Here is a 24,365-nt window from a genome sequence, read left to right on the forward strand (position 1 = left end):
GGCATGCCGACGAACCTGCCCGATGTAGTGCTCTGGTCCATACCGGCCTTCGTCCTGCTCACCGTCCTGGAAATGGCGCTCCACCACTTCCACCCCGACGAGGAGGCCGCCGGCTACGAGGCGAAGGACGCCACCACCAGCATCACCATGGGGCTGGGCAGCCTGGCCTTCGACCTGCTGTGGAAAGTGCCCATCGTCGCGATCTACACCGCGGTGTACGAGCTGACCCCGCTCAGCATCCCCGTCCTGTGGTGGACCGTCCCCCTGATGCTGCTGGGGCAGGACTTCTTCTACTACTGGTCCCACCGCGGCCACCACGTCATCCGGATCCTCTGGGCCTGCCACGTGGTCCACCACTCCAGCCGGAAGTTCAACCTCTCCACCGCGCTGCGCCAGCCCTGGACCTCGCTGACCGTCTGGCCGTTCTACCTCCCGCTCATCGCCCTCGGCGTCCACCCGGCGGCGCTGGCCTTCTGCTCGTCGGCCAACCTCGTCTACCAGTTCTGGGTGCACACCGAGCGGATCGACAAGCTGCCCCGGCCCTTCGAGTACGTACTGAACACGCCCTCCCACCACCGGGTGCACCACGCGTCCCAGGGCGGATACCTCGACCGGAACTTCGGCGGCATCCTGATCGTGTGGGACCGGTGGTTCGGGTCCTTCACCGCGGAGACGGAGCGGCCCGTGTTCGGGCTCACCAAGAACATCGACACGTTCAACCCGCTGCGGGTCGCCACCCACGAGTACGCGGCCATCGCCCGCGACGTGCGCGCGGCGGGCAGCTGGAGCGAGCGGGCCGGGCGGGTCTTCCGCGGGCCCGGCTGGCAGCCGGCCGGGGCCATGGCGGGCCGCGGCAAGGCGGCCACTGCCGCCCCCGCGCGGGAGCGCACCGGATGAGCGCCGCCCCGCTCCCCGACGACCGGCGGGAGCGTTGGGTACGTCCCCTGCTCATCGCCTTCGTCGTCGCGTGCGTCGCCGACCTCGCCGGGGTCCTCGCCGACAGCGACGTCCTCCACCTCGTCGCCAAGCCGCTGCTGATGCCGCTGCTCGCCGCGTACGCCTTCGCCCGGCGCGGGCCCCGGCTGCTGATCGCCGCCCTGCTCTGCGGCTGGATCGGCGACGTGTTCCTGCTGGCCGACGCCGACCTCGCCTTTCTCGTCGGGATGGGCGGATTCGCCGCAGGACACCTCTGCTACCTGCGGCTCTTCGGGCGGGCCCGGGGCGCCCTGCTGCCCGGCATCGGGTACGCGGTGGTCCTGACCGTCTTCGTCGTCCTGATCTGGGACGGGCTGCCGGCCGGGCTACGGGTCCCGATGGCCGGGTACAGCCTGCTGCTGACCGCCATGGCCTACCGCTCCGGCGTCCTCGGCCGGTACGCGGCCACCGGAGGCGCGCTCTTCCTGCTCTCCGACGCGCTGATCGCCACCGGCATCGCCGACTGGCCGCAGCTGCCCGCCCCCGACTTCTGGGTCATGCTCACCTACGTCGCGGCGCAGTTCCTGCTGACCCTGGGCGTGCTCGCGCCGGGGGCGAAAGGGGCCGGTGCGGTCCTCGGGGCGTACCGTGAGCGGAGTATCAGCATCTGAGATCAGCAAGGACCCCCACGCATGCGCGCCACCGTCATTCACGCCCCCCACGACATCCGCGTGGCCGAGGTCCCGGACCCGGTGATCCAGCAGCCCACCGACGTGGTGCTGCGGGTCCTGCGGGCCTGCATCTGCGGCAGCGACCTGTGGGCCTACCGCGGCGAGTCCGCCCGGCAGCCCGGCCAGCGCATCGGCCACGAGTTCCTGGGGATCGTCGAGGAGGCGGGCTCCGAGGTCAACGGCTTCTCCGCCGGCGACCTCGTCGTCGCCCCCTTCGTCTGGTCCGACGGCACCTGCGCCTACTGCGCCGAGGGCCTGACCACCTCCTGCCCGCAGGGCGGCTTCTGGGGCTCGGTCGGCTCCGACGGCGGGCAGGGTGAGGCCGTGCGCGTCCCGTTCGCCGACGGCACGCTGGTCAAGCTCCCGGCCGCCGCGGCATCGGACGACCACCTGCTCACCGCGCTCCTGGCCCTCTCCGACGTCCTCGGCACCGGCCACCACGCAGCCGTCGGCGCCGGTGTGAAGCCGGGCTCCACGGTCGCCGTCGTCGGTGACGGCGCCGTCGGGCTGTGCGGCGTCATGGCCGCCAAGCGGCTCGGCGCCGAGCGCATCATCGCGCTGGGCCGCCACCAGGTCCGCACCGACATCGCCCGCACCTTCGGTGCCACGGACGTCGTCGCCGAGCGCGGCGAGGCGGCCGTCGCGGCGGTACGGGAACTGCTCGGCGGCGAGGGCGCCCACGCGGTGATCGAGGCCGTCGGCACCGAGCAGTCGATGCGCACCGCTGTCGACATCACCCGTGACGGCGGCTCGATCGGCTACGTCGGCGTGCCGCACGGCAGCGGCACCGGACTGGACCTCGGCGTCATGTTCGACCGGAACATCGCCCTGCGCGGCGGGGTCGCCCCCGTCCGCACCTACATTCCGGAGCTGCTCCCCGACGTCCTGTCCGGCACGCTCGACCCGTCGCCCGTCTTCGACCTGGCCATCGGCCTCGACGAGGTTCCGGCCGGCTACAAGGCGATGGACGAGCGCACGGCGCTGAAGGTCCTCATCAAGCCGTGAGCCAGGCGGCCGCGTCCGCCCCCAGCGGTCCTGGCGGACGCGACCAGTCGGCGGGTGCGCCGTCGAAAGCGACCGGTGGCAGTGCGTGGCGCAGGCGTCCCACGGGGCTGTCGGTCTCGGTGAGCCACTTCTCCGGGGCGTACGTGCCGTCCTGCGCCGCAGGATCCGCCGGGGCCGGGATCTCGTCGGTCAGCCAGGCGGCGGTGCGGGCGAGCGAGAGCGTGGCCAGCCGCGAGCCGCCCTCGTCGTGCTGCTCGGTCAGCGCCCGCAGTACGGCGCCGGCCAGCAGATAGCCCGTGCCGTGGTCCAGCGCCTGGGCGGGCAGCGCCCCCGGCGGGCCGTCGGGCGCTCCTGGCCCGGCCTCGGCGACGGCGATGCCGGTGGCGACCTGCACCACGCTGTCGAAACCGCGCTGCCGGGCCCATGGGCCGTGCCCCCAGGCCGACAGCCGGGCGATCACCAGGCCCGGCCTGCGTGCGGCCAGGGAATCCGGGGCCAGCCCGAACCGATCCAGCGCACCGGGCCGGTATCCGGTGACGACCACGTCCGCCCCGGCCAGCAGTTCGTCGAAAGAGGCCCGTCCGGCGCGGCTCGCCAGGTCGATGCTCACCGACCGCTTCCCGAACCCCGTGTCGTTGTGCGCGTCCTGGCTCTCCGGGAGCTGAGGGGCGTCGATGCGCAGCACGTCGGCGCCGAGCAGCGCGAGTGTGCGGGTGGCGACCGGCCCCGCGGTGACCCGGGTGAGGTCCAGGACGCGAAGTCCCGCCGCGGGCCGCAGCGGTACGCCGGTGAGCGGGGCCGTCCGCCGCACCGGTGCGGCGTCGATCCGCTCCCGCCGCACCAGCGGCACACCGGAGAGCGCGATGCGGCGCGGGTCGGCGGCCCACTCCCCGGGTGTCCTGGCGGCCACGGCCAGCCCGCCCGCGGCGTACACCGTCCGCTCGATCTCGGCCGCCCGCCGCCCGGCGAAGGACGCGGCCACGGCATCGACGGCCGGCTCGTCGGCGGTGTCCGCGGACAGCCCCAGCGTGGCCAGCAACCGGGCCCGATGATGGGGGTAGTTGGCGTGCGTACGGACCCAGCCGTCGGCCGTGCGCCAGAACCGGGAGAGCGGGGCGAAATTGGCCGGGGCGCGGCCGTCGATCCGCAGATGGCGCTCGCTGACGAACGCGGTGGCCACCGCACCGTCGTCGATCCGGACGAGGGGCACGGGCCCGCCGGTGCGGCGGGCCGCCAGTTCGGCTGCGGCCAGGGAACAGACCGCGACCGTGGCGCGGGCCAGCTCGCTCACGGGCAGCCGGGCGGGGAGCAGCCCGGCCGGTCCTGCGGTCTCGATCCGGGCGAGAAGCGCGGGGTCACCGCCGAGAGCGGCCCAGGCCTGCTCCGTACCGGAGACGGGAGTATGCGTCATCCCCGCACTATGGCACTCAGTGCCAGGTGTGTGACAGGGGCCGGACGGCGGCCGGGCAGGGGCCGGCACGGATGGTGCCCGTGCCGGCCCCTCTCGCCGTCACCTACCAGCGCACCGCGTCCAGCGCGTCCACCACTCCGGCCCCGTAGAAGCCGTTGCGGTTCTTGCCGCCCTCGCAGACAGCGTCGATCTTGCCGTCGCCGTCGATGTCGTACGGGTCACCGCACGACGTGGCGTCGGCCTCGAGCGTCAGCAGGGCCTTGACCGCGGCGGCCGACGCGTACGGATGCGTCGACTTGATCAGGGCCACGACGCCCGCGACATGCGGAGAGGCCATCGACGTACCGGCCTTGTAGCCGTACTTCCCGCCGGGCAGCGTGGACAGGATCAGACCGCTCGTCGCCGGCGGCGCCGGCGTCTGATAGACCGTCGAGTCCCCGCCCGGCGCGGCCACGTCGATGACGCCGTTGCCGTAGTTCGAGTACGAGGCCTTCAGCCCCTTCGCACCCGTCGCCGAGACCGTCACGACACCCGGCAGCATCGTCGGGATGTCGAGGCACACCTTCGGGTCGATGGTCCGGGTGACCGGCTCGGTGTCGTTCGGGCTGCCCGTGTCCTCGATCGTGTCGGCCGCCAGGTCCTCGGCCGAGTTGCCCGCCGCGGCGACATTGACCGTGCCCTTGCCCTCGGCGTACCGCGTGGCCCGCGCGACGGCCTCGACCAGCGCGCCCTGGTCCGGGTCGTTCTTGCAGTTGTACATCCACGGGTCGGTGTAATAGCTGTTGTTCGTGACGTCGGCACCGTGGTCCGCCGCCCACATGAAGCCGCAGACGACGGCCTCGGTGTAGAAGAAGCCGTCCGGGTTGCCCACCTTGATGCCGGAGACCTTCACGCCCGGCGCGACACCCGTCACCCCGATGCCGTTCTTCGCGGCGGCGATGGTGCCCGCGACATGCGTGCCGTGATCGCTCTCTCCGGTCTTGGGACGCCAGGCGCCGTCCGTGGTTTCCGGTGCGCCGGAGACACAGTTCGCCGAGCCGCGGCGGTCGAAGTTCGGGGCGAGGTCCGGGTGGGTGTCGTCGACACCCGTGTCGATGACCGCGACCGTGACCTTCGAGCTCCCCAGCGTCTTCTCGTGCGCCTTGTCCGCCTTGATCGCGGGCAGGTCCCACTGCAACGGTTCCATCGGGTCCTGGCCCGCAGTCGCCTGCGCCGCCGCGGTCCGCTCCTGCTGAGCCGTCAGCGGCTGCTCGACCCCGATGTCCTTGGTGGCCTGCGGCACGATCGGGTTCGTACGGGTGGCGCCCGCCGAATCGACGCCCCTGACGCGGCGCATCGACTGCGCGAACTGCGGGTTCTGCGAGTGGGCGACGATGACCCCGATCCGGTCGTAGGCGATCACCACCGTGCCGCCGGCCCGCTCGACCGCCTTGCTCACCTGCTTGACGGTGCCGAGACCGCCCCGGGTGTTGACCACGTACGAGAGCTTCGGACCGTCCGTCGACACCGCCGCCGAAGGCGCGTCGTCCCCCGCGGCAGCGGAGGCGGTGCCCGTCGGCAGGAAGCCGAGCGAGGCGGTGAGGGCCAACCCGACGGGCAGCGTCAGTGCGCGCGTCCGTCTGGATCCCAGATGAGCCATGGGGTCTCCACATCATCCGTGTCAGTCGACCGGACACGGGGCGTGTCCAGTCGCGTACATGACGAGTGAAGCTATCGCTGATCATCCCCGCTCATCAATGAGTTCGAGAGAACCGATGTCCGCGGAGACGTCCGAAGGGGTGACGCGGAGAAGGCGGAAACCGCGGTGAACCGCTTCGCCGCGCGCCGCGTGCCGTTGTCAGGGGAAGCGCACCACCACTCCCCGATATCGAGGTCCCCAGTGAAATCCACCGTCCCCACCACCACCGCACCCGCGTCGCGAGGAGATTCCGTGGCTACCGATGCACCGCCGCCCGAGGGCAGTACGGAGACCGGCCCCGCCCAGCCCACGACCGAGGCGTTCGTCGCGGAGCAGGCGAGCCAGGAATTCGGCGAACTCCGCCGCTCGTACCGCTCGTTCGCCTTTCCGCTGACCATCGCCTTCGTCCTCTGGTACCTGCTGTACGTGCTGCTCTCCAACTACGCCGGCGGCTTCATGGGCACCAAGGTGTACAGCAACTTCAACGTGGCCTTCGTCTTCGGCCTCGCCCAGTTCCTCACCACCTTCCTCATCGCCTGGTTCTACTCGCGGTACGCCAACGCGAAGCTCGACCCGAAGGGCGAGGCCATCAAGTCCCGTATGGAGGCCGACGCATGAGCGCCGCGTACCACTCCCACACCGTCGTGACGCTCGCCGCCTCGTCCACCAGCGAGCACCGGCCGCTGATCATCTCGCTCTTCGCGGTCTTCGTCGCCGCGACCCTCGGCATCACCGTCTGGGCCGGCCGCCAGACCAAGAGCGCCTCCGACTTCTACGCGGGCGGCCGCCAGTTCACCGCCTTCCAGAACGGCCTCGCGGTCTCCGGCGACTACATGTCCGCCGCGTCGTTCCTCGGCATCGCCGGAGCCATCGCCCTCTTCGGCTACGACGGCTTCCTCTACTCGATCGGCTTCCTCGTCGCCTGGCTGGTGGCCCTGCTGCTGGTCGCCGAACCGCTGCGCAACTCCGGCCGTTACACCATGGGCGACGTCCTCGCCTACCGGATGCGCCAGCGCCCGGTCCGTACCGCCGCGGGTGTCTCCACCATCGTCGTCTCGATCTTCTACCTGCTGGCGCAGATGGCAGGAGCGGGAGTTCTGGTCTCGCTGCTCCTCGGCATCACCAGTGACGCCGGAAAGATCCTCATCGTTGCGCTGGTCGGCGTACTGATGATCGTGTACGTCACCATCGGCGGCATGAAGGGCACCACCTGGGTGCAGATGGTCAAGGCCGTGCTCCTCATCGCGGGCGCCATCCTGATGACCTTCATGGTGCTGTGGAAGTTCGACTTCAACGTCTCCGACCTGCTGGGCACCGCCGCCGAGAAGAGCGGCCACGGCGCCTCGTTCCTGGAGCCGGGGCTCAAGTACGGCGCCACCGGCACCTCGAAGCTGGACTTCCTCTCCCTCGGCATCGCCCTGGTGCTGGGCACCGCAGGGCTGCCGCACATCCTGATCCGCTTCTACACGGTGCCGACCGCCAAAGCGGCCCGGAAGTCGGTCAACTGGGCCATCGGCATCATCGGTGCCTTCTACCTGATGACGATCGCGCTCGGATTCGGTGCCGCGGCCCTCATCGGTCCCGACGAGATCAAGGCGAAGAACCCGGCAGGCAACGCGGCGGCCCCGCAGCTGGCCGAGTATCTCGGCGGTGTCGGCACCACCGGCGGCGCCGTCATGCTCGCCGTGATCTCCGCCGTCGCCTTCGCCACGATCCTCGCCGTCGTCGCGGGACTCACCCTCGCCTCCTCCTCGTCCTTCGCCCACGACATCTACGCCAATGTCATCCGCAAGGGGAAGGCCACCGAGAAGGAGGAGATGCGGGCAGCGCGCTGGGCGACCGTCTTCATCGGCGCCGCCGCGATCGTGCTGGGCGCCTTCGCCCGCGACATGAACGTCGCCGGTCTGGTCGCGCTCGCCTTCGCCGTCGCCGCGTCGGCCAACCTGCCGACACTCCTCTACAGCCTCTTCTGGAAGCGGTTCACCACCCAGGGCGCGCTGTGGTCGATCTACGGCGGACTCGCCAGCTCGGTGATCCTGGTGCTGTTCTCGCCGGTCGTCTCCGGAAACGCGAAGACCTCGATGTTCAAGGGCGTCGACTTCGCCTGGTTCCCGCTGGAGAACCCGGGCCTGATCTCCATTCCGCTGGGCTTCCTGCTCGGCTGGATCGGCTCCCTCCTGTCGAAGGAGGAGCCGGACAAGGGCAAGTACGCCGAGCTGGAGGTCAAGTCCCTCACCGGCATCGGAGCCCACTGAGAGCAGAAGTTCACACAGGAGTCGGGTGCTCGCACCACTCCGTCGCCGCGGCCGCGTCGTAGAGTCCTACGACGCGGCCGCGCCGCACCTCGTGTCAAACGGGCCCCTCCGTTGTCACAGGTCTCGCGTAGTCTCGAAAGAGTCAGATACCGCAACCGGGAAGTCGCCGGGGGAGGGGGCCCACCATGCTCATCGACACCTACGACCGGGTCGCCACCGACCTGCGTGTCTCGCTGACCGACCGCTGCAATCTTCGCTGCACGTACTGCATGCCCGAAGAGGGCCTGCAGTGGCTGGCCAAGCCCGACCTGCTGAGTGACGAGGAGATCGTCCGGCTCGTCCGCATCGCCGTCACACAGCTCGGCATCACCGAAGTCCGCTTCACCGGCGGGGAGCCGCTGCTGCGCCCCGGACTCGTCTCCATCGTCCAGCAGTGTGCGGCCCTGGAGCCCCGCCCGAAGATGTCGCTCACGACCAACGGCATCGGACTCAAGCGGACCGCCGCCGCGCTCAAGGCCGCGGGCCTGGACCGGGTCAACGTCTCGCTGGACACCCTGCGCCCCGATGTGTTCAAGACCCTCACCCGCCGCGACCGCCACCACGACGTCCTGGCCGGACTGGAGGCCGCCCGCGAGGCCGGGCTCACCCCCGTCAAGGTCAACACCGTCCTGATGCCGGGGCTCAACGACGACGAGGCGCCCGACCTGCTCGCCTGGGCCGTGGACAACGCCTACGAGCTCCGCTTCATCGAGCAGATGCCGCTCGACGCCCAGCACGGCTGGAAGCGCGACGGAATGATCACGGCAGGCGACATACTCCAGTCGCTGCGCACCCGCTTCGACCTCACCGCCGAGGAGGACGGCGAGCGCGGCTCCGCCCCCGCCGAGCGCTGGCTCGTGGACGGCGGACCCCACCGGGTCGGCGTCATCGCCTCGGTCACCCGCCCGTTCTGCCGGGCCTGCGACCGCACCAGGCTCACCGCCGACGGGCAGGTGCGCACCTGCCTGTTCGCCCGCGAGGAGACCGACCTGCGCGGCGCCCTGCGCTCCCAGGCACCGGACGAGGAGATTGTCCGGCTCTGGAAGCTCGCCATGTGGGGCAAGAAGGCCGGATCCGGCCTCGACGACCCGACGTTCCTCCAGCCGGACCGCCCGATGTCGGCCATCGGCGGATAGCGCCCGCATTCCTTACACGGTCGGCGCCTCCGGCGACTCCCACTCGGTCAGGGGCACCACGTCCTTGAGGAAGCCCCGCACCCCCAGGAACGAGGAGAGATGCTCCCGGTGCTCGTCACAGGCCAGCCAGGTCTTGCGGCGCTCGGGGGTGTGCAGCTTCGGGTTGTTCCAGGCCAGCACCCACACGGCATCGGTGCGGCAGCCCTTGGCCGAGCAGACGGGGGCGGTGGCAGCACGCTCGGCCGCGGAGTCGGATTCGGAATCGGATTCGGGGGAGTTCACGGACTCAACCCTATGGCAGGCCCCGCGGCATCCCCGCCGGAGAAATGGCGACGCCGAGCAGCCACGGGGGGAGCTGCCCGGCGTCGGTCCGTCGCTCCGACGGGGGATGCGGAGCGCTCACGAAGTATGTCACGCAGACCGGGGTGCGGTGCACTGGAACTTCATGATTGATCTGAGCTTTTCTTGAGCTTGGGACGCCCCCGGGCTCAGTCGTGCTCCCGCGGATCCGGACTTCGGAAGACGTGTCCGTTCTCCGGACCGGGCTCCGCCGGGCCGGCCACCGGAGCGGTGTCCAGGGCGAGCCGCGTCGGCGCCGGCACGAAGGTCGAGGGGAGGGAAGGGCTGTTCTCCCGGCCCGCGTTGGCGATGACGACCGCGACGTACGGGAGCAGAACCCCCAGCGCGAGCGCCACGATCGCCACATGGCGCTCCACGTTCCACAGGACCGCGGCGGCGACCACCGAAACCGTGCGCACGGACATCGAGATCACATAGCGCCGCTGCCTGCCGCGCACATCATCCGCGAGCCCCTGCCGCGCCCCCGTGATCCGGAAGACCTCCGCACCGCTCTGCTTTCCCCGCACGTCCCCACCAACCTTCCCCGAGCTCATGACGAACTGGGGGAGACTCCGTTCCTGCGCCGGACGCTCCCCGGACCGGACCGGATCCCACGGTACGCCCGGCCTCCCCCCGGTTCGAGACCGGGGCGCGCCGCATGCGTACAGTCCGCCGCTCCGTCGCACGTACGGACCTGTCCGACATGCGGCGTACCGGACCAGGCCAGAGACTGGGCGGACATGCGCGACACCGCGTCGCACGAGGAGGCGACATGAGCTGGTTGTGGGCAATCATCGTGGGCTTCGTGCTCGGTCTGATCGCGAAGGCGATCCTGCCGGGCAAGCAGGAGATCCCACTCTGGCTGACGACCATTTTCGGCATCATCGGCAGCATCCTCGGCAATGCTGTCGCCACCTGGATCGGCGTCAACGACACCAAGGGCATCGACTGGACACGTCATGTGCTCCAGCTGATCGGAGCCGTGGTGGTGGTCGGTGTCGGCGACATGCTGTGGGCCTCGCTCCGAGGCACCAAGCAGAAGACCTGAACGCACCGGACAGTACGACGGCGGGGCACGCATCATGCGTGCCCCGCCGTCGCGCTGTCCGGTATGCGGTTTCAGCCGGCCGCGACCTCGATCGCCGCCAGGTTCTTCTTGCCCCGGCGCAGCACCAGCCAGCGCCCGTGCAGCAGCTCCTCGCGGGCCGGTGCCGCCTCACCGTCGACGGCCTTCACGTTGTTCACGTAGGCGCCGCCCTCCTTGACCGTGCGCCGGGCACCCGACTTGCTCGGCGCCAGACCGACCTCGACCAGCAGGTCGACCAGCGGAACGAGCTCGGTGACCTGCGCGTGCGGGACCTCGGACAGGGCGGCACCCAGCGTCGCCTCGTCCAGCTCGCCGAGCTCTCCCTGACCGAACAGCGCCTTCGACGCGGCGATGACCGCGGCACACTGGTCCGCGCCGTGCACCAGCGTCGTCAGCTCCTCGGCCAGCGCGCGCTGCGCCGCCCTCGCCTGCGGCCGCTCCTCGGTGACCTTCTCCAGCTCCGTCAGCTCGTCGATGCTCTGGAAGCTGAGGATGCGCATGTAGCGGGAGATGTCCCGGTCGTCCACGTTCAGCCAGAACTGGTAGAACGCGTACGGCGTCGTCATCTCCGGGTCGAGCCAGACGGCGCCGCTCTCGGACTTGCCGAACTTGGTGCCGTCCGCCTTCGTCATCAGCGGGGTCGCCAGCGCATGCACCTCGGCGCCCGGCTCCAGGCGGTGGATCAGGTCGAGGCCCGCGGTGAGGTTGCCCCACTGGTCGCTGCCGCCCTGCTGGAGGGTGCAGCCGTGGCGCCGGTACAGCTCCAGGAAGTCCATGCTCTGGAGCAGCTGGTAGCTGAACTCGGTGTAGCTGATGCCCTCGTCGGACTCCAGCCGCCGGGCGATGGACTCCTTGGTGAGCATCTTGTTGACCCGGAAGTGCTTGCCGATGTCCCGCAGGAACTCGATCGCGGACATGCCCGCGGTCCAGTCCAGGTTGTTCACCATGACCGCCGCGTTCTCGCCCTCGAAGGACAGGAACGGCTCGATCTGGGAGCGCAGCCGCGCCACCCAGGCGGCGATCGTCTCCGGGTCGTTCAGCGTGCGCTCGGCGGTCGGCCGCGGGTCACCGATCTGGCCGGTGGCCCCGCCCACCAGGGCGAGCGGCCGCAGACCGGCCTGCTGGAGCCTGCGCATGGTGAGCACCTGCACCAGATGGCCGACGTGCAGACTTGCCGCGGTGGGGTCGTAGCCGCAATAGAACGTGACCGGACCGTCCGCGAGAGCCTTGCGCAGTGCGTCCTCGTCAGTGGACTGGGCGAACAGCCCGCGCCACTTCAGCTCGTCGACGATGTCCGTCACGGTTCCGTGTCTCCTCAGCAGCTATGTGTGTCGATACGTGGTGTGTGTCGATACGTGGATCGAAAGGCAACAGTCAGTCTAGGCGGGTCACACGCCCGGGCTCACCGAGCTCATGTTGAAGTCCGGGATGCGCAGCGCGGGCATCGCGGCCCGGGTGAACCAGTCGCCCCACTCACGCGGCAGGGTCTTCTCCGTCCGGCCGGCCTCGGTGGCCCGCGACAGCAGGTCCACGGGTGACTCGTTGAAGCGGAAGTTGTTCACCTCGCCGACCACCTCGCCGTCCTCCACGAGATAGACCCCGTCGCGGGTCAGCCCGGTCAGCAGCAGCGTCGCCGGGTCGACCTCCCGGATGTACCACATGCAGGTCAGCAGCAGTGCGCGGCCGGTCGTCGCGGCGACCATCTCCTCCAGGGACCGCTCACCGCCGCCCTCCAGCAGCAGGTTGTCGATCGCCGGGGCGATCGGGAGCCCGGTCTGACCGGCCGTGTGCCGGGTCGTCGTCAGCCGGTCGAGCCGGCCGTCCTTGATCCAGTCGGTCCGGCCCAGCGGCAGTCCGTTGTCGAAGACGGACCCGCCGTCCCCGGAGGAGTGCGCGATGACGAACGGCGCGGATTCGAGCCCCGGCGCGTTCGGGTCGCTGAGCAGGGTCAGCGGCAACGGGGACAGGGTCTCCCCGAGCCGCGTCCCGCCGCCGGGCTTGGAGAACACCGTCCGGCCCTCGACGGCGTCCCGCGCGGTCGCCGACCACAGCTGGTAGATCAGCAGGTCGGCGACGGCGGTCGGCGGCAGCAGCGTCTCGTACCGCCCGGCGGGCAGGTCGATCCGGCGCTCCGCCCAGACCAGCCGCTGCGCAAGCTCGGCATCCATCCCGGCCGGGTCGACGTCCTTGAAGTCACGGGTCGAGCGCCCCGCCCACGCCGACCGCGACCGGTCGGGCGACTTGGCGTTCAGCTCCAGCGTGCCGTTCGGCTGGTCGTGGCGCAGCCGCAGCCCCGTCGACGTACCCAGGTAGGTCGAGGTCATCTCGTGGTTGGCGAAGCCGTACAGCTCACGGCCGCCGGAACGGGCCCGGGCGAAGGCGTCGCCCAGCGCGGGTGCGAACGCCGCGAAGACGTCCGAGCTCGTCTCCGCGGGCGCGTCCGTGAAGTCGGGGGAGGCGGCCACCCCGGTGACCAGCGGCTGGGCGTCCTCGGCCGGCCCGGCCCCGCGTGCGGCGGCCTCGGCGGCCCGTACCAGCGGCTCCAGATCGGCTGCGGTGACGGCGGACCGGGACACGACACCGGAGGCGGCGCCCTCGGACCCGTCGACCGTGGCGATGACGGTCAGGGTGCGGCCCCGGGTCACCCCGTTCGTGGTGAGCGCGTTGCCGGCCCAGCGCAGATTGGCCGACGACTCCTCGTCGGCGATGACCACGCAGCCGTCGGCGGTGGACAGTTCGAGCGCGCGCTCGACGATCTCGTGCGGCTTGCTGACGCGGCTCATCGCCCGGCCTCCTGCGTCGTGTTGAGACTGTGCCTGCCCGGGGGGCGCCCCCCGGACCCCCGGCCGGTTCCGTGGTTGCCGCTCATCGTCCGGCCTCCTGCGTCGTGTTGAGGATGTTCACGCCTCGGAAGAGGGCGGAGGGGCAGCCGTGCGAGACGGCAGCGACCTGGCCCGGCTGGGCCTTGCCGCAGTTGAAGGCGCCGCCCAGCACGTATGTCTGCGGGCCGCCGACCTTCTCCATCGAGCCCCAGAAGTCCGTCGTCGTCGCCTGGTAGGCGACATCGCGCAGCTGCCCGGCCAGCCTGCCGTTCTCGATCCGGAAGAACCGCTGCCCGGTGAACTGGAAGTTGTACCGCTGCATGTCGATCGACCAGGACCGGTCGCCGACCACGTAGATCCCGCGCTCCACCCCGCCGATCAGATCATCGGTGGACAGTCCGCCGGGATCCGGCGCCAGCGACACGTTCGCCATCCGCTGTACGGGGACATGGCCCGGCGAGTCCGCGTACGCACACCCGTTGGACCGGCCCAGGCCCGTCAGCTTCGCGATCCGGCGGTCCAGCTGGTAGCCGACCAGCGTCCCGTCCTTGACCAGGTCCCAGGACTGCGCCTCGACGCCCTCGTCGTCGTACCCGATCGTCGCGAGCCCGTGTTCGGCGGTGCGGTCGCCCGTCACGTTCATCACCGGGGAGCCGTACGCAAGCTTCCCCAGCCGGTCGAACGTGGCGAACGAGGTCCCGGCGTACGCCGCCTCGTACCCCAGCGCCCGGTCCAGCTCGGTGGCGTGGCCGATCGACTCGTGGATGGTCAGCCAGAGATTGGACGGGTCGACGACCAGGTCGTACGTCCCCGCCTCGACGCTCGGGGCACGCATCTTCTCCGCCAGCAGCCCGGGGATGCCCTCCAGCTCCGCGTCCCAGTCCCAGCCGGTCCCCGTCAGGTACTCCCAGCCGCGTCCCGCAGGCGGTGCGATCGTGCGCATCGAGTCGAACTCACCGGTCGTCGCGTCCACTGCGACCGCGGTGAACTGCGGATGCAGCCGTACCCGCTGCTGCGTGGTGACCGTGCCCGCCGTGTCGGCGTAGAACTTGTTCTCGTGGACGGTCATCAGCGAGGCGTCCACATGCGCCACGCCCTGTGCCCCCAGCAGCCGGCCGCTCCACTCGGCGAGCAGCCCCGCCTTCTCCTCGGCCGGTACGTCGAAGGGGTCGACGTCGTACGCCGAGACCCAGCTCCGCTCCCCGTGCACCGGCTCGTCGGCCAGCTCCACGCGCTCGTCGGACCCCGCCGCCGCGATCACCTTCGCCGACAGCTTCGCCATGGCGACGGCCTGTGAGGCCACCTTCGCCGCCGCGTCCATCGTCAGATCCACCCCGGAGGCGAACCCCCAGGCCCCGCCGTGCACGACCCGTACCGCGTATCCGAGGTCGGTGGTGTCCGACGATCCGGCGGGCCGGGCGTCCCGCAGCCGCCATGTGGCGCTGCGCACCCGCTCGAAGCGGAAGTCGGCGTGCGCGGCCCCGAGCGCCCGCGCGCGGGCGAGCGCCGCGTCGGCGAGCGGCCGTAGCGGGAGGGCCAGGAACGACTGATCTACCTCATGGGGCACGGGCGGCCTCTCCTCTGCGTCACATACCCTCGGATCGTTTACGAGGCAGTGAAGCACGGCCGCAGCGGCGTCGCGGCCGAATATCGGGCCCCGCGCGGGGGCGGGTCGCCCGGTGGCCCGCGGCCTTGTCATGGCCTGCCGGGCCGGGTGCGTCTCTGTAGGAACCCCACAGTGACCGGGGGAAGGCGCTGTCAGGGGCCGATTCCTCGCGGAGGGCACGGTACCGATAGGTTTTCGATGTACCAGACCGCTAAGGAAAGGGTGATCCGTTGAGCCGCTCGGTTCTCGTCACCGGAGGAAACCGGGGCATCGGCCTCGCCATCGCCCGTGCTTTCGCCGACAACGGCGACAAGGTCGCCATCACCTACCGTTCCGGCGAGCCGCCCGCGGCGCTCACCGAGGCCGGCGTTCTCGCGGTCCGTTGCGACATCACCGACGCCGAACAGGTGGAGCAGGCCTACAAGGAGATCGAGGAGAAGCACGGCAACGTGGAGGTGCTGGTCGCCAACGCCGGTATCACCAAAGACCAGTTGCTGATGCGGATGTCCGAGGACGACTTCACGTCCGTACTCGACACCAACCTCACCGGCACCTTCCGGGTCGTCAAGCGCGCCAACCGCGGCATGCTGCGCGCCAAGAAGGGCCGCGTCGTCCTCATCTCCTCCGTCGTCGGCCTCCTCGGCTCGGCGGGGCAGGCCAACTACGCCGCGTCGAAGGCCGGTCTGGTCGGCTTCGCCAGGTCGCTGGCCCGCGAGCTCGGCTCGCGGAACATCACGTTCAACGTCGTCGCGCCCGGCTTCGTCGACACCGACATGACGCAGGCGCTCACCGAGGAGCAGCGCAAGGGCATCGTCGCCCAGGTGCCGCTCGCGCGCTACGCGCAGCCTGAGGAGATCGCCGCCGCGGTGCGCTTCCTCGCCTCCGACGACGCGTCGTACATCACTGGAGCCGTCATCCCCGTTGACGGCGGATTGGGCATGGGTCACTGATCACCATGAGCGGAATTCTCGACGGCAAGCGCATCCTCATCACCGGGGTGCTGATGGAGTCGTCCATCGCGTTCCACGCTGCCAAGGTGGCCCAGGAGCAGGGCGCTGAAGTCATCCTGACCGCCTTCCCGCGGCCCACGCTGACGGAGCGCATCGCCAAGAAGCTGCCCAAGCCGGCCAAGGTCATCGAGCTGGACGTGACCAACACCGAACACCTCGACCGGCTCGCCGGCCTGGTGCGGGACGAGCTCGGTTCGCTCGACGGCGTCGTCCACTCCATCGGCTTCGCGCCGCAGGACGCGCTCGGCGGCAACTTCCTCAACACCCCTTTCGAGTCGGTCGCCACGGCGATGCACGTCTCGGCGTTCTCGCTGAAGTCGCTCGCCATGGCGTGCAAGCCGCTGATGAGCGAGGGCGGTTCGATCGTCGGCCTCACCTTCGACGCGCAGTTCGCCTGGCCGCAGTACGACTGGATGGGCCCGGCGAAGGCGGCGCTGGAGGCCACCTCCCGTTATCTCGCCCGTGACCTGGGGCCGGACGGCATCCGCTGCAACCTGATCTCGGCCGGACCGCTCGCCTCCATGGCCGCCAAGTCCATCCCGGGCTTCGGCGAGCTCGCCGACGTGTGGAACACCCGCGCGCCGCTGGCGTGGGACATGAAGGACCCGGAGCCGGCCGGCCGCGGCATCGTCGCGCTGCTCTCGGACTTCTTCCCGCGGACGACGGGCGAGATCATCCACGTCGACAGTGGCGTGCACATGATGGGTGCCTGACCCCTCCCGCACCCCGGCCGCGCACCGCCTCCCCGGAGGCGGTGCGCGGCCGTTTTCCTTGTCCCGCCCGGCCTCCCGGCGCTCAGGTCGAAAAGCTGGTCGATTCACCGCAGAATGTGGAGGAACCGGACTTCTGGTCAGGCTGAGGGGAGGAGATCGCTGTGCGCGGCACACGTCACCGAACCCGATCCCTGCTGGTCGCCTCCGCCGTCGTCGCCGGGCTGCTCGTGCCCGCCGGTCTGTACGCGGCGGGACACGTCGGCGCCGCAGGCTCGGCAGGGTCTCCCGCGGCGGACCCCGAACCCTCCGGCGCCGAATGCCGTACGTCGGTGAAGGGCTCCCGGGTCGTCGCCTACTGCCACAATCCGTACCCCTCCACCGACCGCGTCCAGCTGCACACCGAGTGCGCCCGCTGGTGGGACATCGACGCCGACTCCAAGCCGGTCGACATCGGCCCGGGGCGGACCGTTCGGCTGGACGACCGCTGCTGGAAAGAGGTCGGCTCCGCGTGGGTCACCCACGCCGCCGAGACGCACAAAGCCAAGGCGTCCTAGACGCGCAAGGCCCAGGAGTCCGGGACGGGCAAGCGGGCCAGGGCACGCTGGGCCAAGGCGCGCTGGGCCAAGGCACGCTGGGTCAAGGCCCCAGGGCCAAGGCCTCGTGCCGGTGCGGCGCGCCAGTCCTCTTGTCGCGCGATGATCGGGCAGGCTGGCCACGGTCGGGGCTCATCCCGACTGCCCTGCCGAGGAGCGGACATGTACGAGTTGCGGGCACCGAGCCCGCCCCGGATGCGCGAGTCGGCCAAGCCGGTCCCGAGGTCTTCGCCGCGGTTGCTGCCCTGCCTGGCAGTGATCGCGGTGGTCTGCATCGCCGTCCAACTGGCCTTCGTCATCCCGGAATCGGGCCTCGGCTGGGACGAGACCGTCTACGTCAGCCAGGCCGGCGGTGACATCCCGGCCGCATTCTTCAGTGCTCCCCGGGCCCGCGGCATCTCCTACCTGGTCGCTCCGGTCGCCGCCCTCACCCCGTCCGTGACCGTCCTGCGGATCTACCTCGCCCTGCTCTCGGCCGGCGCGCTCGTCGGCGCCTTCCGGGTCTGGCGCACCCTGTTGCCCGGCCGTGTCCTGGTCTGTGCGGGAGCCCTGTTCGCCACGCTCTGGCCGACCCTGTTCTACGGCCCCATGGCCATGCCGAACCTCTGGTGCGCGCTGGGTGCCCTGGCGGCCACCGGATGGGTCGCACGCGCCGTGCTGCGCGGGGCGGGGCGGGCCGAGCTCGTCGGTGCGGGGGCGGCGGTGGCCGTCGTGGTCCTGATGAGGCCGGCCGACGGGGCGTGGCTCGCGCTGCCGTTGCTGCTCGTCACGTTGGTGCGGCCCCGGATGTTCGCCGCGCTGGCCGCCGGGCTGCTCGCGGGCGCCGCACCCTGGATCGTGGAGGCGTTCGCGCACTACGGGGGGCCGCTCACCCGGCTGCACCGGGCCAGCGAGATCCAGGGCGGTCTGGGCTGGAACCTGGCGGTGGACGACCAGGCCAAGGCGCTGGAGGGGCGCACCCTCTGCCGCCCCTGCACCATCCAGTGGAAGCGGCCCGGGGCGACGGTCTGGTGGGCCCTGCTGCCGTTCCTGGCCACCGGCGGCGCGGTCGTCGCGCGCCGGGCCGGCCGGGGCACGGCCATCCTGCTGGCGACCGGGACGGCGGTGTCGCTGGCGGTGCCGTACCTCTTCCTGATCGAGTACGCCGCACCCCGCTTCCTGCTGCCCGCCTACGCACTGCTGTCCCTGCCGGTGGGGGAGTGCCTGGTGCGCCTGTACGCCTGGGCCCGCCGTCCCGCCGGACGGTCGGGGCGTACCGTCGCGGCGCAGTGGCGCGTCGTCGCGCTCGCTGCCGTCCTCGCCGCCCACCTGGCCGTGCAGCTCCAGGTGACGAGCCGGGTGTCAGCCAGCAGTCATTCGACCAGCGCGGACTTCGAGGCCGTGGCCGCCGCGCTCCACCGCAACGGAATCCGCCCGCCCTGCGTGATCAGCGGCGCGCAGGCGGTCCCGATCGCCTACTACGCGGGCTGCGCCTCACGGCAGACCGCCGGGCACGACAAAAGCATTACCCCCGCAGGTCTCAGGGAGGCCGCCCGACGGGTCCCGACGGCTGTTCTCGTCGCCGGCGGCGGCCCCCGGCCGGCGTACGCCCCCTCGGGCCCGCCCGTCTTCCTGGCGGAGACCCGGGACGCGGGACCGTACATCGGCTATCTGTTCCCACCGCCGGACCGCTCCGGTCCGGGGCGGCCGGATTCCTGAGACGGCCCGGGGCCGGACTGTCAGTCGGGGAGGGGGACGCGGATCACCGGGTCGAACGGGCGTTTGTTGAAGCCGGTGCGCAGATTGCGGCATCCAGGCGCGCCGCACATGAAGAACTCCTCGACACTCCGGCGGCCCGTGAGGGCTCCGAGCCACACCTTCTCGTCGGCGGTGAGGGCACGGTGTTGTTCGTCGGAATCGCAGGTGAAGCAGTACATCCGACGGGGCTGCACAGGACCTCCCGAAGCGGGCGGACGGACCGGACAGGGCGGAACGAGCCGAGCGAACCTGAGCTTAAGGGGGCTTGACGCGCGAAGGCAGGACGTGCGGGGAGGTTTTCCGCGGCGCCTCCCCGCCCGGGGGTGTTTCCCCGCCCGGGGGAGCGGAGCGGGAACCCGGCCCGGCGCGCGTACGCCGGGCCGCTCGCCGACCACTGGCGGAAGGATGCCCTAGGGCGTGTTTTGAAAGTCCCGCCTGCCCGGCGGCGTCTGGCACGCACGCTCGCGGCGTTGCGGAAATGCCCTAGTAGCTCCGCTACGAGACCACTTCCGCGCCTTGCGATCGCACGCACCAGACGCCGCCGGGCCCGCCCTTCGGGCGGACGGCGCTACTTTCAAAACGCGCCCTAGGCCCGCTCCACCAGGCAGCTCAGTGCGTGGCTCGCGGCCTCGGCCGCCGCCGTCTCCGCGTCGCCGGCCCTGATCGCCTCGACCAGCCGGCCGTGGTCCATGTGGTTCTCCGGCCGCAGCTCATGGCCGATGTCGTCCCGCAGGTAGTCCTTCAGCAGATCGCCCAGGTCGGCGTAGAGGCCGGTCAGCACCTCGTTGTGCGAGGCGGCGACCACGGCGAGATGCAGCGTCGCGTCCGCCGCCACGAACGCCTCGGCGTCTCCCGCCGCCCACGTCTCCTCGCGCCGCCGCATGAGGGCGTCCAGCTGCTTGAGGTCCCGGTCGGTGCGCCGGGCGGCGGCCAGACGCGCCGCCGACGACTCCAGGGTCGAGCGCAGCTCGGCCACATGGCGCGGATCGGCGGACGCGAACCGTCGGTGCATCACTCCGGCCAGCTCGCTGACGGCCACCACGTAGGTGCCCGAACCCTGGCGGATGTCGAGCAGTCCGTTGTGTGCGAGCGCGCGCACCGCCTCGCGGACGGTGTTGCGGGCCACCCCCAGCTGCTCGACCAGCTCGGGCTCGGTGGGGATGCGCGACCCCACGGGCCACTCGCCCGACGTGATCTGGTTCCTCAGCTGGGCAATCACCTGGTCGGCGAGTGCCGAACGCCGCGGGGACGTCAGCGCCATGGTGCTCCTTGCTCGGGTGTGCGGCGGGGCGGTGCGGCGGTGGGGTGTCCCACCGTCTCGCGGAGGTATCCGAATCTTCTCAGAGGATTGGACAAGTAATCATCCCATGATTCTATGATGGCCCCATGCGTGACGACGAAACCACTCCCCGGACCAGGACTCTGGACCCCGCCGCACCAGCGGCCCCCCTGATCGAGGTGCCCGCCCGGGAGGGCGGCCCCGCCCCCTGGGTGTTCCGCCTGGTCGCTGTCGGGCTCGTCCTCGCCGCGCTCAACCTCCGCCCCGCCATCACCAGCCTCGGCGCCCTCCTCGAAGAGGTACGCGACGGGCTGCACATGAGCGGCAGCGTCGCCGGGGTGCTCACCTCCGTACCCCCGCTCTGCTTCGCGGTCTTCGGCGTCATGGCGCCGCGCCTGGCCCGCCGCTTCGGGCCGGGCGCGGTCGTCTGCGCGGGCATGGTCGCCATCACGGCGGGTCTGGTCATCAGGCCCCTCGTCGGCGGCACGGCCGGCTTCCTCGCCGCGAGCGCGCTCGCCCTGATGGGCATCGCCGTCAGCAACGTCCTGATGCCGGTGATCGTCAAGCGCTGGTTCCCCGACCGCGTCGGCTCCATGACCGGTCTCTACTCCATGGCCCTCGCCCTCGGCACCTCACTCGCCGCGGCCGTGACCGTGCCCATGACCGACGCGATGGACGGCAGTTGGAAGGCCGGGCTGGGCATCTGGGCCGCCCTCGCCGCCGTCGCGATCCTGCCCTGGATCCCGCTGGTACGGGACCGCGGCGGGTCCGCCGGACACCCCGCGGCCCACCGGCCGGAGGCCCCCGCACTCCGGATCACCCGCAGCCGCACCGCCTGGGCCCTCGCCTGCTTCTTCGGCCTCCAGGCCACCGCCGCCTACATCACCATGGGGTGGATGCCGCAGATCTTCCGGGACGCCGGGGTCTCGGCCGGCACGGCGGGCGTCCTGCTCGCCCTCATCATGGCCATGGGGGTGCCGCTCGCCTTCGTCATCCCGAGGGTCGCCGCCCGGATGAAGAACCAGGGACCGATCGTCGTCGTCCTCGGCGCCTGCGGCCTCATCGGCTACGCGGGCCTCTACTTCGCCCCGTCCGGCGGGGCCTGGGTCTGGGCACTGCTCCTCGGCATCTCGAACTGCGCCTTCCCGCTCGCCCTCACCATGATCGGCATGCGCTCCCGCAGCGGCGCCGGAGTGGTCCGGCTGTCCGCGTTCGCCCAGTCCACCGGCTATCTCATCTCGATCCCCGGCCCGCTCCTGGTGGGCGTGCTCTACCAGCACAGTGGCGGCTGGGGACTGCCGATCGCGCTGATGGCGGCCCTGATGGTGCCCCAGATGGTGGCGGGAATCCTGGCAGGACGGGACCGGACGATCGAGGACGAATGCTGAGATGCGAGACTGGGGCCATGTCTCCTGTGCTCGATCCGAATCCCCAGAACGGTCAGAAGAAGCTGCTCCTCGTCTTCGGGACGATGCTGCTGATCACGGTCGTCGTCGGCATCATCGCCTCCATCGCCTCCCCGTGACGCACGGCTCCCGGCGCGATGGTGGGGCCAGCCCCACCATCCCCTAGGGGGCCAGTGTCAGGGTGAAGTGGGTGGGTCACCGGATGGGAGCGGCGTCCGGGGGTCCGTAGGTTCTGGGTATCGGAATCCAGCACCCACGGAGGCGGACATGCCGGCCCGTACGCACACCAGCTCCACTCGCCCGGACGCCGCCGGCATCGAGGTCCGGCTGCCGTGGTGGGCCGTCGCGCTGCCCGCCGTGGCCTTCGGCGCGCTCCTCCTGCTGATGGCCGGACCGGGCCAGGCGCAAGCCGCCGCGGGCGATCCCGCGGTCGGCCGGTTGCTTGAGCGAATCATGGAGCTGCTGACCCGCTGACGTCCGGTGACCCGTGCGGGGGAGCCCTCCAACACCCTGCGCCAGGTGGCACATTTCATGCGAAGCTGAGGTGTATGAGCGTCGATACACCTCGCAGGATCGTCCTTCTCAGGCATGCAAAGGCGGAATGGTCGCAGGACTCCGACCATGAGCGGCCGCTCGCGGAGCGCGGCCGCAAGGACGCCCCCGTGGCAGGCCGCAAACTCGTCGATTCCGGGATCGTCTTCGATCTGGCCCTCTGCTCGACCGCGGCCAGGACGCGCGAGACGTGGAAGCTGGCCGTGCACGAGATGCCGGAGCGCCCCAGGACCGTGTACGAGGAGCGGCTCTACGAGGCCTCGCTCGGCGAGCTGATCGCGCTGGTCAACGAGACCCCCGACGACGTCCGCGATCTGCTGGTGATCGGCCACAACCCCGGCATGCACGCCATCGCCGACGCCCTGGCGGGCACGGCCGATGGCGACGCCCTGGCGCGGATGACCCGCGGCGGCTTCCCGACCGCCGCGTTCGCCGTGGTCGAGATCCCCGGCACCTGGAAGGGTGTGGAGCACGGCGTCGGCAAGCTCGTCGAGTACTGGACTCCGAACGACTGACCGCCCCGGCTCACGACAGGGCCCGGGTGCGCACGCCACGGCGTGCGCACCCGGGCCCTGTGTACGTGCCGGACGCGCTTTCCTATTCGACGAGGCCGTCGGCGGCCTCGACCTCCTCGCGGGTGATGCCGAGCAGATAGAGCACGGTGTCCAGGAACGGCACGTTCACCGCGGTGTGCGCGGCCTCGCGGACCACCGGCTTGGCGTTGAAGGCGACCCCGAGCCCGGCGGCGTTCAGCATGTCCAGGTCGTTCGCCCCGTCACCGATCGCCACCGTCTGCGCCAGCGGCACCCCGGCCTCCGCGGCGAAGCGGCGCAGCAGCCGGGCCTTGCCCGCCCGGTCGACGATGTCGCCTGTCACCCGGCCGGTGAGCTTCCCGTCGACGACCTCCAGGGTGTTGGCAGAGGCGAAGTCGAGCCCGAGCCGCTCCTTGAGGTCGTCCGTCACCTGTGTGAACCCGCCCGAGACGACGCCCACTTGGTAGCCGAGCCGCTTCAGCGTACGGATCAGGGTGCGCGCACCCGGTGTCAGCCGTACGTCGGCGCGCACCTTCTCCACCACCGACACGTCCAGTCCCGCCAGCAGCGCCACCCGCGCATGCAGCGACTGCTCGAAGTCGAGCTCACCGCGCATGGCCTGCTCGGTCACCGCGGCGACCTCGGCCTCGCAGCCGGCATGGGCCGCGAACAGCTCGATGACCTCGTCCTGGATGAGCGTCGAGTCGACGTCCATCACGACGAGTCGCTGCGCCCGGCGGCTCAGCCCGGCCGAGACGACCGCCACGTCGACGCCGATCCCGGCGGCCTCGACGGCCAGCGCGGTGCGCAGCGTCTCGGTCCCGGTGCCGGACACCGCGAACTCGACGGCGGTGACGGGATACTTCGCCAGCCGGAAGATCCGGTCGATGTTCCCGCCGGTCGAGGTGATCCTGGCCGCTATGGCGGCGGTCGACTCCGCGGTGAGCGGGTGCCCGAGCACCGTCACATGCGAACGGCCGTCGCCGCGCGGGCGGTTGTCGCCCGTGCCGGAGATGATCTCGGCCTGCAGCTTCAGGGACTCCGCCCAGCTGTGCACGGTGGCCCGCAGGTCGCCCTCGGTGGTCCCGCCCGCGGTCGGGGCGGTGACCAGCGCGCACAGGACGATGCGGCCACGGGTGACGACCTGCTCGATGTCGACGACCTCGACCGAGTAGGCGGCGAGAGTGTCGAACAGCCCGGCGGTGATTCCGGGCCGGTCCTTCCCGAAGATCTTCACGAGAAGGGTGGGCGTGTCTGCGTCCCGACGTGACTCAGGAGGCTCAGGAGACAGGGAGGACTGAGGGGGCTGAGATGCGCTCATGGTGCTCCCACCGTATCGGTCCGCGGTAGGCCCCCGACGGCCCGTCCCGAGGGCCGGACAACGACCTGGCGACCGTAATATCCATGATTGTCACCACTTGCCGTACGGCATGGCCATGTGTGCCAGTAGGTAACTGTTCGGACCGGGTCGTTCGCAACGGTGCGGTCTCGGTTCGGTCAACCTCCCGCCCGGCTTTC

At 71.0% G+C, this 24,365-nt stretch carries 25 protein-coding genes; 15 read left to right on the forward strand and 10 right to left on the reverse strand.

Annotation, left to right across the window (positions count from 1 at the left end):
* Positions 1-3: 3 nt before the first annotated feature.
* From OG912_RS28085 to OG912_RS28095, 3 genes are read left to right on the forward strand one after another with little or no spacing between them, the layout of a single operon-like run.
* The gene (locus tag OG912_RS28085; protein WP_326735445.1) at positions 4-897 is read left to right on the forward strand and encodes a sterol desaturase family protein; all 894 of its coding nucleotides are present in this window, start codon (positions 4-6) and stop codon (positions 895-897) included.
* Positions 894-1,586, forward strand: a complete 693-nt coding sequence (locus OG912_RS28090; protein ID WP_327711775.1) for a lysoplasmalogenase — start codon at positions 894-896, stop codon at positions 1,584-1,586. The genes OG912_RS28085 and OG912_RS28090 overlap by 4 nt, the downstream gene beginning before the upstream one ends.
* Positions 1,587-1,607: 21 nt before the next feature.
* Positions 1,608-2,651: a zinc-dependent alcohol dehydrogenase family protein gene (locus OG912_RS28095; RefSeq protein ID WP_327711776.1), complete on the forward strand. Its 1,044-nt coding sequence runs from the start codon at positions 1,608-1,610 to the stop codon at positions 2,649-2,651.
* Here the strand turns inward: OG912_RS28095 and OG912_RS28100 are convergent.
* Both OG912_RS28100 and OG912_RS28105 read right to left on the reverse strand, forming a co-directional pair.
* The gene (locus tag OG912_RS28100; protein ID WP_327711777.1) at positions 2,641-4,062 is read right to left on the reverse strand and encodes a CoA transferase; all 1,422 of its coding nucleotides are present in this window, start codon (positions 4,060-4,062) and stop codon (positions 2,641-2,643) included. The two genes, OG912_RS28095 and OG912_RS28100, sit on opposite strands and share 11 nt — an antisense overlap.
* Before the next feature lie 103 nt (positions 4,063-4,165).
* Positions 4,166-5,701 carry a S8 family peptidase gene (locus tag OG912_RS28105; protein WP_327711778.1) on the reverse strand — a complete coding sequence of 512 codons (1,536 nt, stop codon included), beginning with the start codon at positions 5,699-5,701 and terminating at the stop codon, positions 4,166-4,168.
* 291 nt (positions 5,702-5,992) lie between these two features.
* On the opposite strand from OG912_RS28105, the gene OG912_RS28110 reads away from it, so the two are divergent.
* From OG912_RS28110 to moaA, 3 genes are all read left to right on the forward strand, one after another.
* Positions 5,993-6,358, forward strand: coding sequence for a DUF485 domain-containing protein (locus OG912_RS28110; protein ID WP_326735440.1), 366 nt, complete (start codon positions 5,993-5,995; stop codon positions 6,356-6,358).
* The gene (locus OG912_RS28115) at positions 6,355-7,995 is read left to right on the forward strand and encodes a solute symporter family protein (RefSeq protein ID WP_327711779.1); all 1,641 of its coding nucleotides are present in this window, start codon (positions 6,355-6,357) and stop codon (positions 7,993-7,995) included. Before OG912_RS28110 ends, OG912_RS28115 begins: the two co-directional genes overlap by 4 nt.
* A 185-nt stretch (positions 7,996-8,180) precedes the next feature.
* Positions 8,181-9,170 carry a GTP 3',8-cyclase MoaA gene (gene moaA / locus OG912_RS28120; RefSeq protein ID WP_327711780.1) on the forward strand — a complete coding sequence of 330 codons (990 nt, stop codon included), beginning with the start codon at positions 8,181-8,183 and terminating at the stop codon, positions 9,168-9,170.
* Between the two features lie 12 nt (positions 9,171-9,182).
* Here the strand turns inward: moaA and OG912_RS28125 are convergent, their stop codons facing one another.
* Positions 9,183-9,452 carry a hypothetical protein gene (locus tag OG912_RS28125; RefSeq protein ID WP_327711781.1) on the reverse strand — a complete coding sequence of 90 codons (270 nt, stop codon included), beginning with the start codon at positions 9,450-9,452 and terminating at the stop codon, positions 9,183-9,185.
* A 206-nt stretch (positions 9,453-9,658) separates the two neighbouring features.
* Positions 9,659-10,063 (reverse strand): DUF3099 domain-containing protein, encoded by a 405-nt coding sequence (locus OG912_RS28130; protein ID WP_443061029.1) that lies wholly within the window; start codon positions 10,061-10,063, stop codon positions 9,659-9,661.
* Positions 10,064-10,281: 218 nt separating this feature from the next.
* Between OG912_RS28130 and OG912_RS28135 the strand changes: the two genes are divergently transcribed.
* Positions 10,282-10,557 (forward strand): GlsB/YeaQ/YmgE family stress response membrane protein, encoded by a 276-nt coding sequence (locus tag OG912_RS28135; protein WP_326735434.1) that lies wholly within the window; start codon positions 10,282-10,284, stop codon positions 10,555-10,557.
* A 71-nt stretch (positions 10,558-10,628) separates the two neighbouring features.
* Here OG912_RS28135 and tyrS read toward each other — a convergent pair whose 3' ends face one another.
* The 3 genes from tyrS to OG912_RS28150 form a co-directional block, all read right to left on the reverse strand.
* Complete coding sequence (gene tyrS, locus OG912_RS28140) at positions 10,629-11,897, reverse strand: tyrosine--tRNA ligase (protein ID WP_327711783.1); 1,269 nt, start codon at positions 11,895-11,897, stop codon at positions 10,629-10,631.
* Between the two features lie 87 nt (positions 11,898-11,984).
* Positions 11,985-13,379: a metallopeptidase TldD-related protein gene (locus tag OG912_RS28145; RefSeq protein ID WP_327711784.1), complete on the reverse strand. Its 1,395-nt coding sequence runs from the start codon at positions 13,377-13,379 to the stop codon at positions 11,985-11,987.
* An 82-nt stretch (positions 13,380-13,461) separates the two neighbouring features.
* On the reverse strand, positions 13,462-14,985 hold the full coding sequence (locus OG912_RS28150) for a TldD/PmbA family protein (RefSeq protein ID WP_327711785.1): 1,524 nt from the start codon (positions 14,983-14,985) through the stop codon (positions 13,462-13,464).
* Between the two features lie 269 nt (positions 14,986-15,254).
* Between OG912_RS28150 and fabG the strand changes: the two genes are divergently transcribed.
* The 4 genes from fabG to OG912_RS28170 all read left to right on the forward strand — a co-directional run bounded on the left by fabG (position 15,255) and on the right by OG912_RS28170 (position 19,038).
* Positions 15,255-15,974 carry a 3-oxoacyl-[acyl-carrier-protein] reductase gene (gene fabG, locus OG912_RS28155; RefSeq protein ID WP_327711786.1) on the forward strand — a complete coding sequence of 240 codons (720 nt, stop codon included), beginning with the start codon at positions 15,255-15,257 and terminating at the stop codon, positions 15,972-15,974.
* A gap of 5 nt (positions 15,975-15,979) precedes the next feature.
* Positions 15,980-16,747 (forward strand): enoyl-ACP reductase FabI, encoded by a 768-nt coding sequence (fabI, locus tag OG912_RS28160; protein ID WP_326735429.1) that lies wholly within the window; start codon positions 15,980-15,982, stop codon positions 16,745-16,747.
* A 161-nt stretch (positions 16,748-16,908) separates the two neighbouring features.
* Positions 16,909-17,301, forward strand: a complete 393-nt coding sequence (locus OG912_RS28165) for a hypothetical protein (RefSeq protein ID WP_327711787.1) — start codon at positions 16,909-16,911, stop codon at positions 17,299-17,301.
* Positions 17,302-17,502: 201 nt separating this feature from the next.
* Positions 17,503-19,038, forward strand: coding sequence for a hypothetical protein (locus OG912_RS28170; RefSeq protein WP_327711788.1), 1,536 nt, complete (start codon positions 17,503-17,505; stop codon positions 19,036-19,038).
* 20 nt (positions 19,039-19,058) lie between these two features.
* Here the strand turns inward: OG912_RS28170 and OG912_RS28175 are convergent, their stop codons facing one another.
* Together OG912_RS28175 and OG912_RS28180 are read right to left on the reverse strand one after the other, a co-directional pair.
* A complete protein-coding gene (locus OG912_RS28175; protein ID WP_327711789.1) occupies positions 19,059-19,271 on the reverse strand; it encodes a hypothetical protein in 213 nt (70 codons plus the stop codon).
* A gap of 392 nt (positions 19,272-19,663) precedes the next feature.
* On the reverse strand, positions 19,664-20,338 hold the full coding sequence (locus OG912_RS28180) for a FadR/GntR family transcriptional regulator (protein ID WP_327711790.1): 675 nt from the start codon (positions 20,336-20,338) through the stop codon (positions 19,664-19,666).
* 125 nt (positions 20,339-20,463) lie between these two features.
* Between OG912_RS28180 and OG912_RS28185 the strand changes: the two genes are divergently transcribed.
* The 4 genes from OG912_RS28185 to OG912_RS28200 all read left to right on the forward strand — a co-directional run bounded on the left by OG912_RS28185 (position 20,464) and on the right by OG912_RS28200 (position 22,829).
* On the forward strand, positions 20,464-21,744 hold the full coding sequence (locus OG912_RS28185; protein WP_327711791.1) for a CynX/NimT family MFS transporter: 1,281 nt from the start codon (positions 20,464-20,466) through the stop codon (positions 21,742-21,744).
* Between the two features lie 26 nt (positions 21,745-21,770).
* Positions 21,771-21,881: an SGM_5486 family transporter-associated protein gene (locus OG912_RS28190; protein WP_326740547.1), complete on the forward strand. Its 111-nt coding sequence runs from the start codon at positions 21,771-21,773 to the stop codon at positions 21,879-21,881.
* 148 nt (positions 21,882-22,029) lie between these two features.
* The gene (locus OG912_RS28195; protein WP_327711792.1) at positions 22,030-22,236 is read left to right on the forward strand and encodes a hypothetical protein; all 207 of its coding nucleotides are present in this window, start codon (positions 22,030-22,032) and stop codon (positions 22,234-22,236) included.
* 74 nt (positions 22,237-22,310) lie between these two features.
* Positions 22,311-22,829: a SixA phosphatase family protein gene (locus OG912_RS28200; RefSeq protein WP_327711793.1), complete on the forward strand. Its 519-nt coding sequence runs from the start codon at positions 22,311-22,313 to the stop codon at positions 22,827-22,829.
* An 82-nt stretch (positions 22,830-22,911) separates the two neighbouring features.
* On the opposite strand, the gene serB is transcribed toward OG912_RS28200, so the two are convergent.
* The gene (serB, locus tag OG912_RS28205) at positions 22,912-24,168 is read right to left on the reverse strand and encodes a phosphoserine phosphatase SerB (protein ID WP_326735423.1); all 1,257 of its coding nucleotides are present in this window, start codon (positions 24,166-24,168) and stop codon (positions 22,912-22,914) included.
* Between the last annotated feature and the right edge of the window lie 197 nt (positions 24,169-24,365).

This window comes from Streptomyces sp. NBC_00464 (assembly GCF_036013915.1).
Lineage (GTDB): Bacteria > Actinomycetota > Actinomycetes > Streptomycetales > Streptomycetaceae > Streptomyces.

What these genes read in the sequence shown, in the direction of transcription:
- OG912_RS28085 (WP_326735445.1), top strand. Translation starts at nt 4, where the DNA reads ATGCCGACGAACCTGCCCGATGTAGTGCTCTGGTCCATACCGGCCTTC.
- OG912_RS28090 (WP_327711775.1), top strand. Translation starts at nt 894, where the DNA reads ATGAGCGCCGCCCCGCTCCCCGACGACCGGCGGGAGCGTTGGGTACGT.
- OG912_RS28095 (WP_327711776.1), top strand. Translation starts at nt 1,608, where the DNA reads ATGCGCGCCACCGTCATTCACGCCCCCCACGACATCCGCGTGGCCGAG.
- OG912_RS28100 (WP_327711777.1), bottom strand. Translation starts at nt 4,062, where the DNA reads ATGACGCATACTCCCGTCTCCGGTACGGAGCAGGCCTGGGCCGCTCTC.
- OG912_RS28105 (WP_327711778.1), bottom strand. Translation starts at nt 5,701, where the DNA reads ATGGCTCATCTGGGATCCAGACGGACGCGCGCACTGACGCTGCCCGTC.
- OG912_RS28115 (WP_327711779.1), top strand. Translation starts at nt 6,355, where the DNA reads ATGAGCGCCGCGTACCACTCCCACACCGTCGTGACGCTCGCCGCCTCG.
- moaA (WP_327711780.1), top strand. Translation starts at nt 8,181, where the DNA reads ATGCTCATCGACACCTACGACCGGGTCGCCACCGACCTGCGTGTCTCG.
- OG912_RS28130 (WP_443061029.1), bottom strand. Translation starts at nt 10,063, where the DNA reads ATGAGCTCGGGGAAGGTTGGTGGGGACGTGCGGGGAAAGCAGAGCGGT.
- OG912_RS28135 (WP_326735434.1), top strand. Translation starts at nt 10,282, where the DNA reads ATGAGCTGGTTGTGGGCAATCATCGTGGGCTTCGTGCTCGGTCTGATC.
- OG912_RS28145 (WP_327711784.1), bottom strand. Translation starts at nt 13,379, where the DNA reads ATGAGCCGCGTCAGCAAGCCGCACGAGATCGTCGAGCGCGCGCTCGAA.
- fabI (WP_326735429.1), top strand. Translation starts at nt 15,980, where the DNA reads ATGAGCGGAATTCTCGACGGCAAGCGCATCCTCATCACCGGGGTGCTG.
- OG912_RS28170 (WP_327711788.1), top strand. Translation starts at nt 17,503, where the DNA reads ATGTACGAGTTGCGGGCACCGAGCCCGCCCCGGATGCGCGAGTCGGCC.
- OG912_RS28180 (WP_327711790.1), bottom strand. Translation starts at nt 20,338, where the DNA reads ATGGCGCTGACGTCCCCGCGGCGTTCGGCACTCGCCGACCAGGTGATT.
- OG912_RS28185 (WP_327711791.1), top strand. Translation starts at nt 20,464, where the DNA reads ATGCGTGACGACGAAACCACTCCCCGGACCAGGACTCTGGACCCCGCC.
- OG912_RS28195 (WP_327711792.1), top strand. Translation starts at nt 22,030, where the DNA reads ATGCCGGCCCGTACGCACACCAGCTCCACTCGCCCGGACGCCGCCGGC.
- OG912_RS28200 (WP_327711793.1), top strand. Translation starts at nt 22,311, where the DNA reads ATGAGCGTCGATACACCTCGCAGGATCGTCCTTCTCAGGCATGCAAAG.
- serB (WP_326735423.1), bottom strand. Translation starts at nt 24,168, where the DNA reads ATGAGCGCATCTCAGCCCCCTCAGTCCTCCCTGTCTCCTGAGCCTCCT.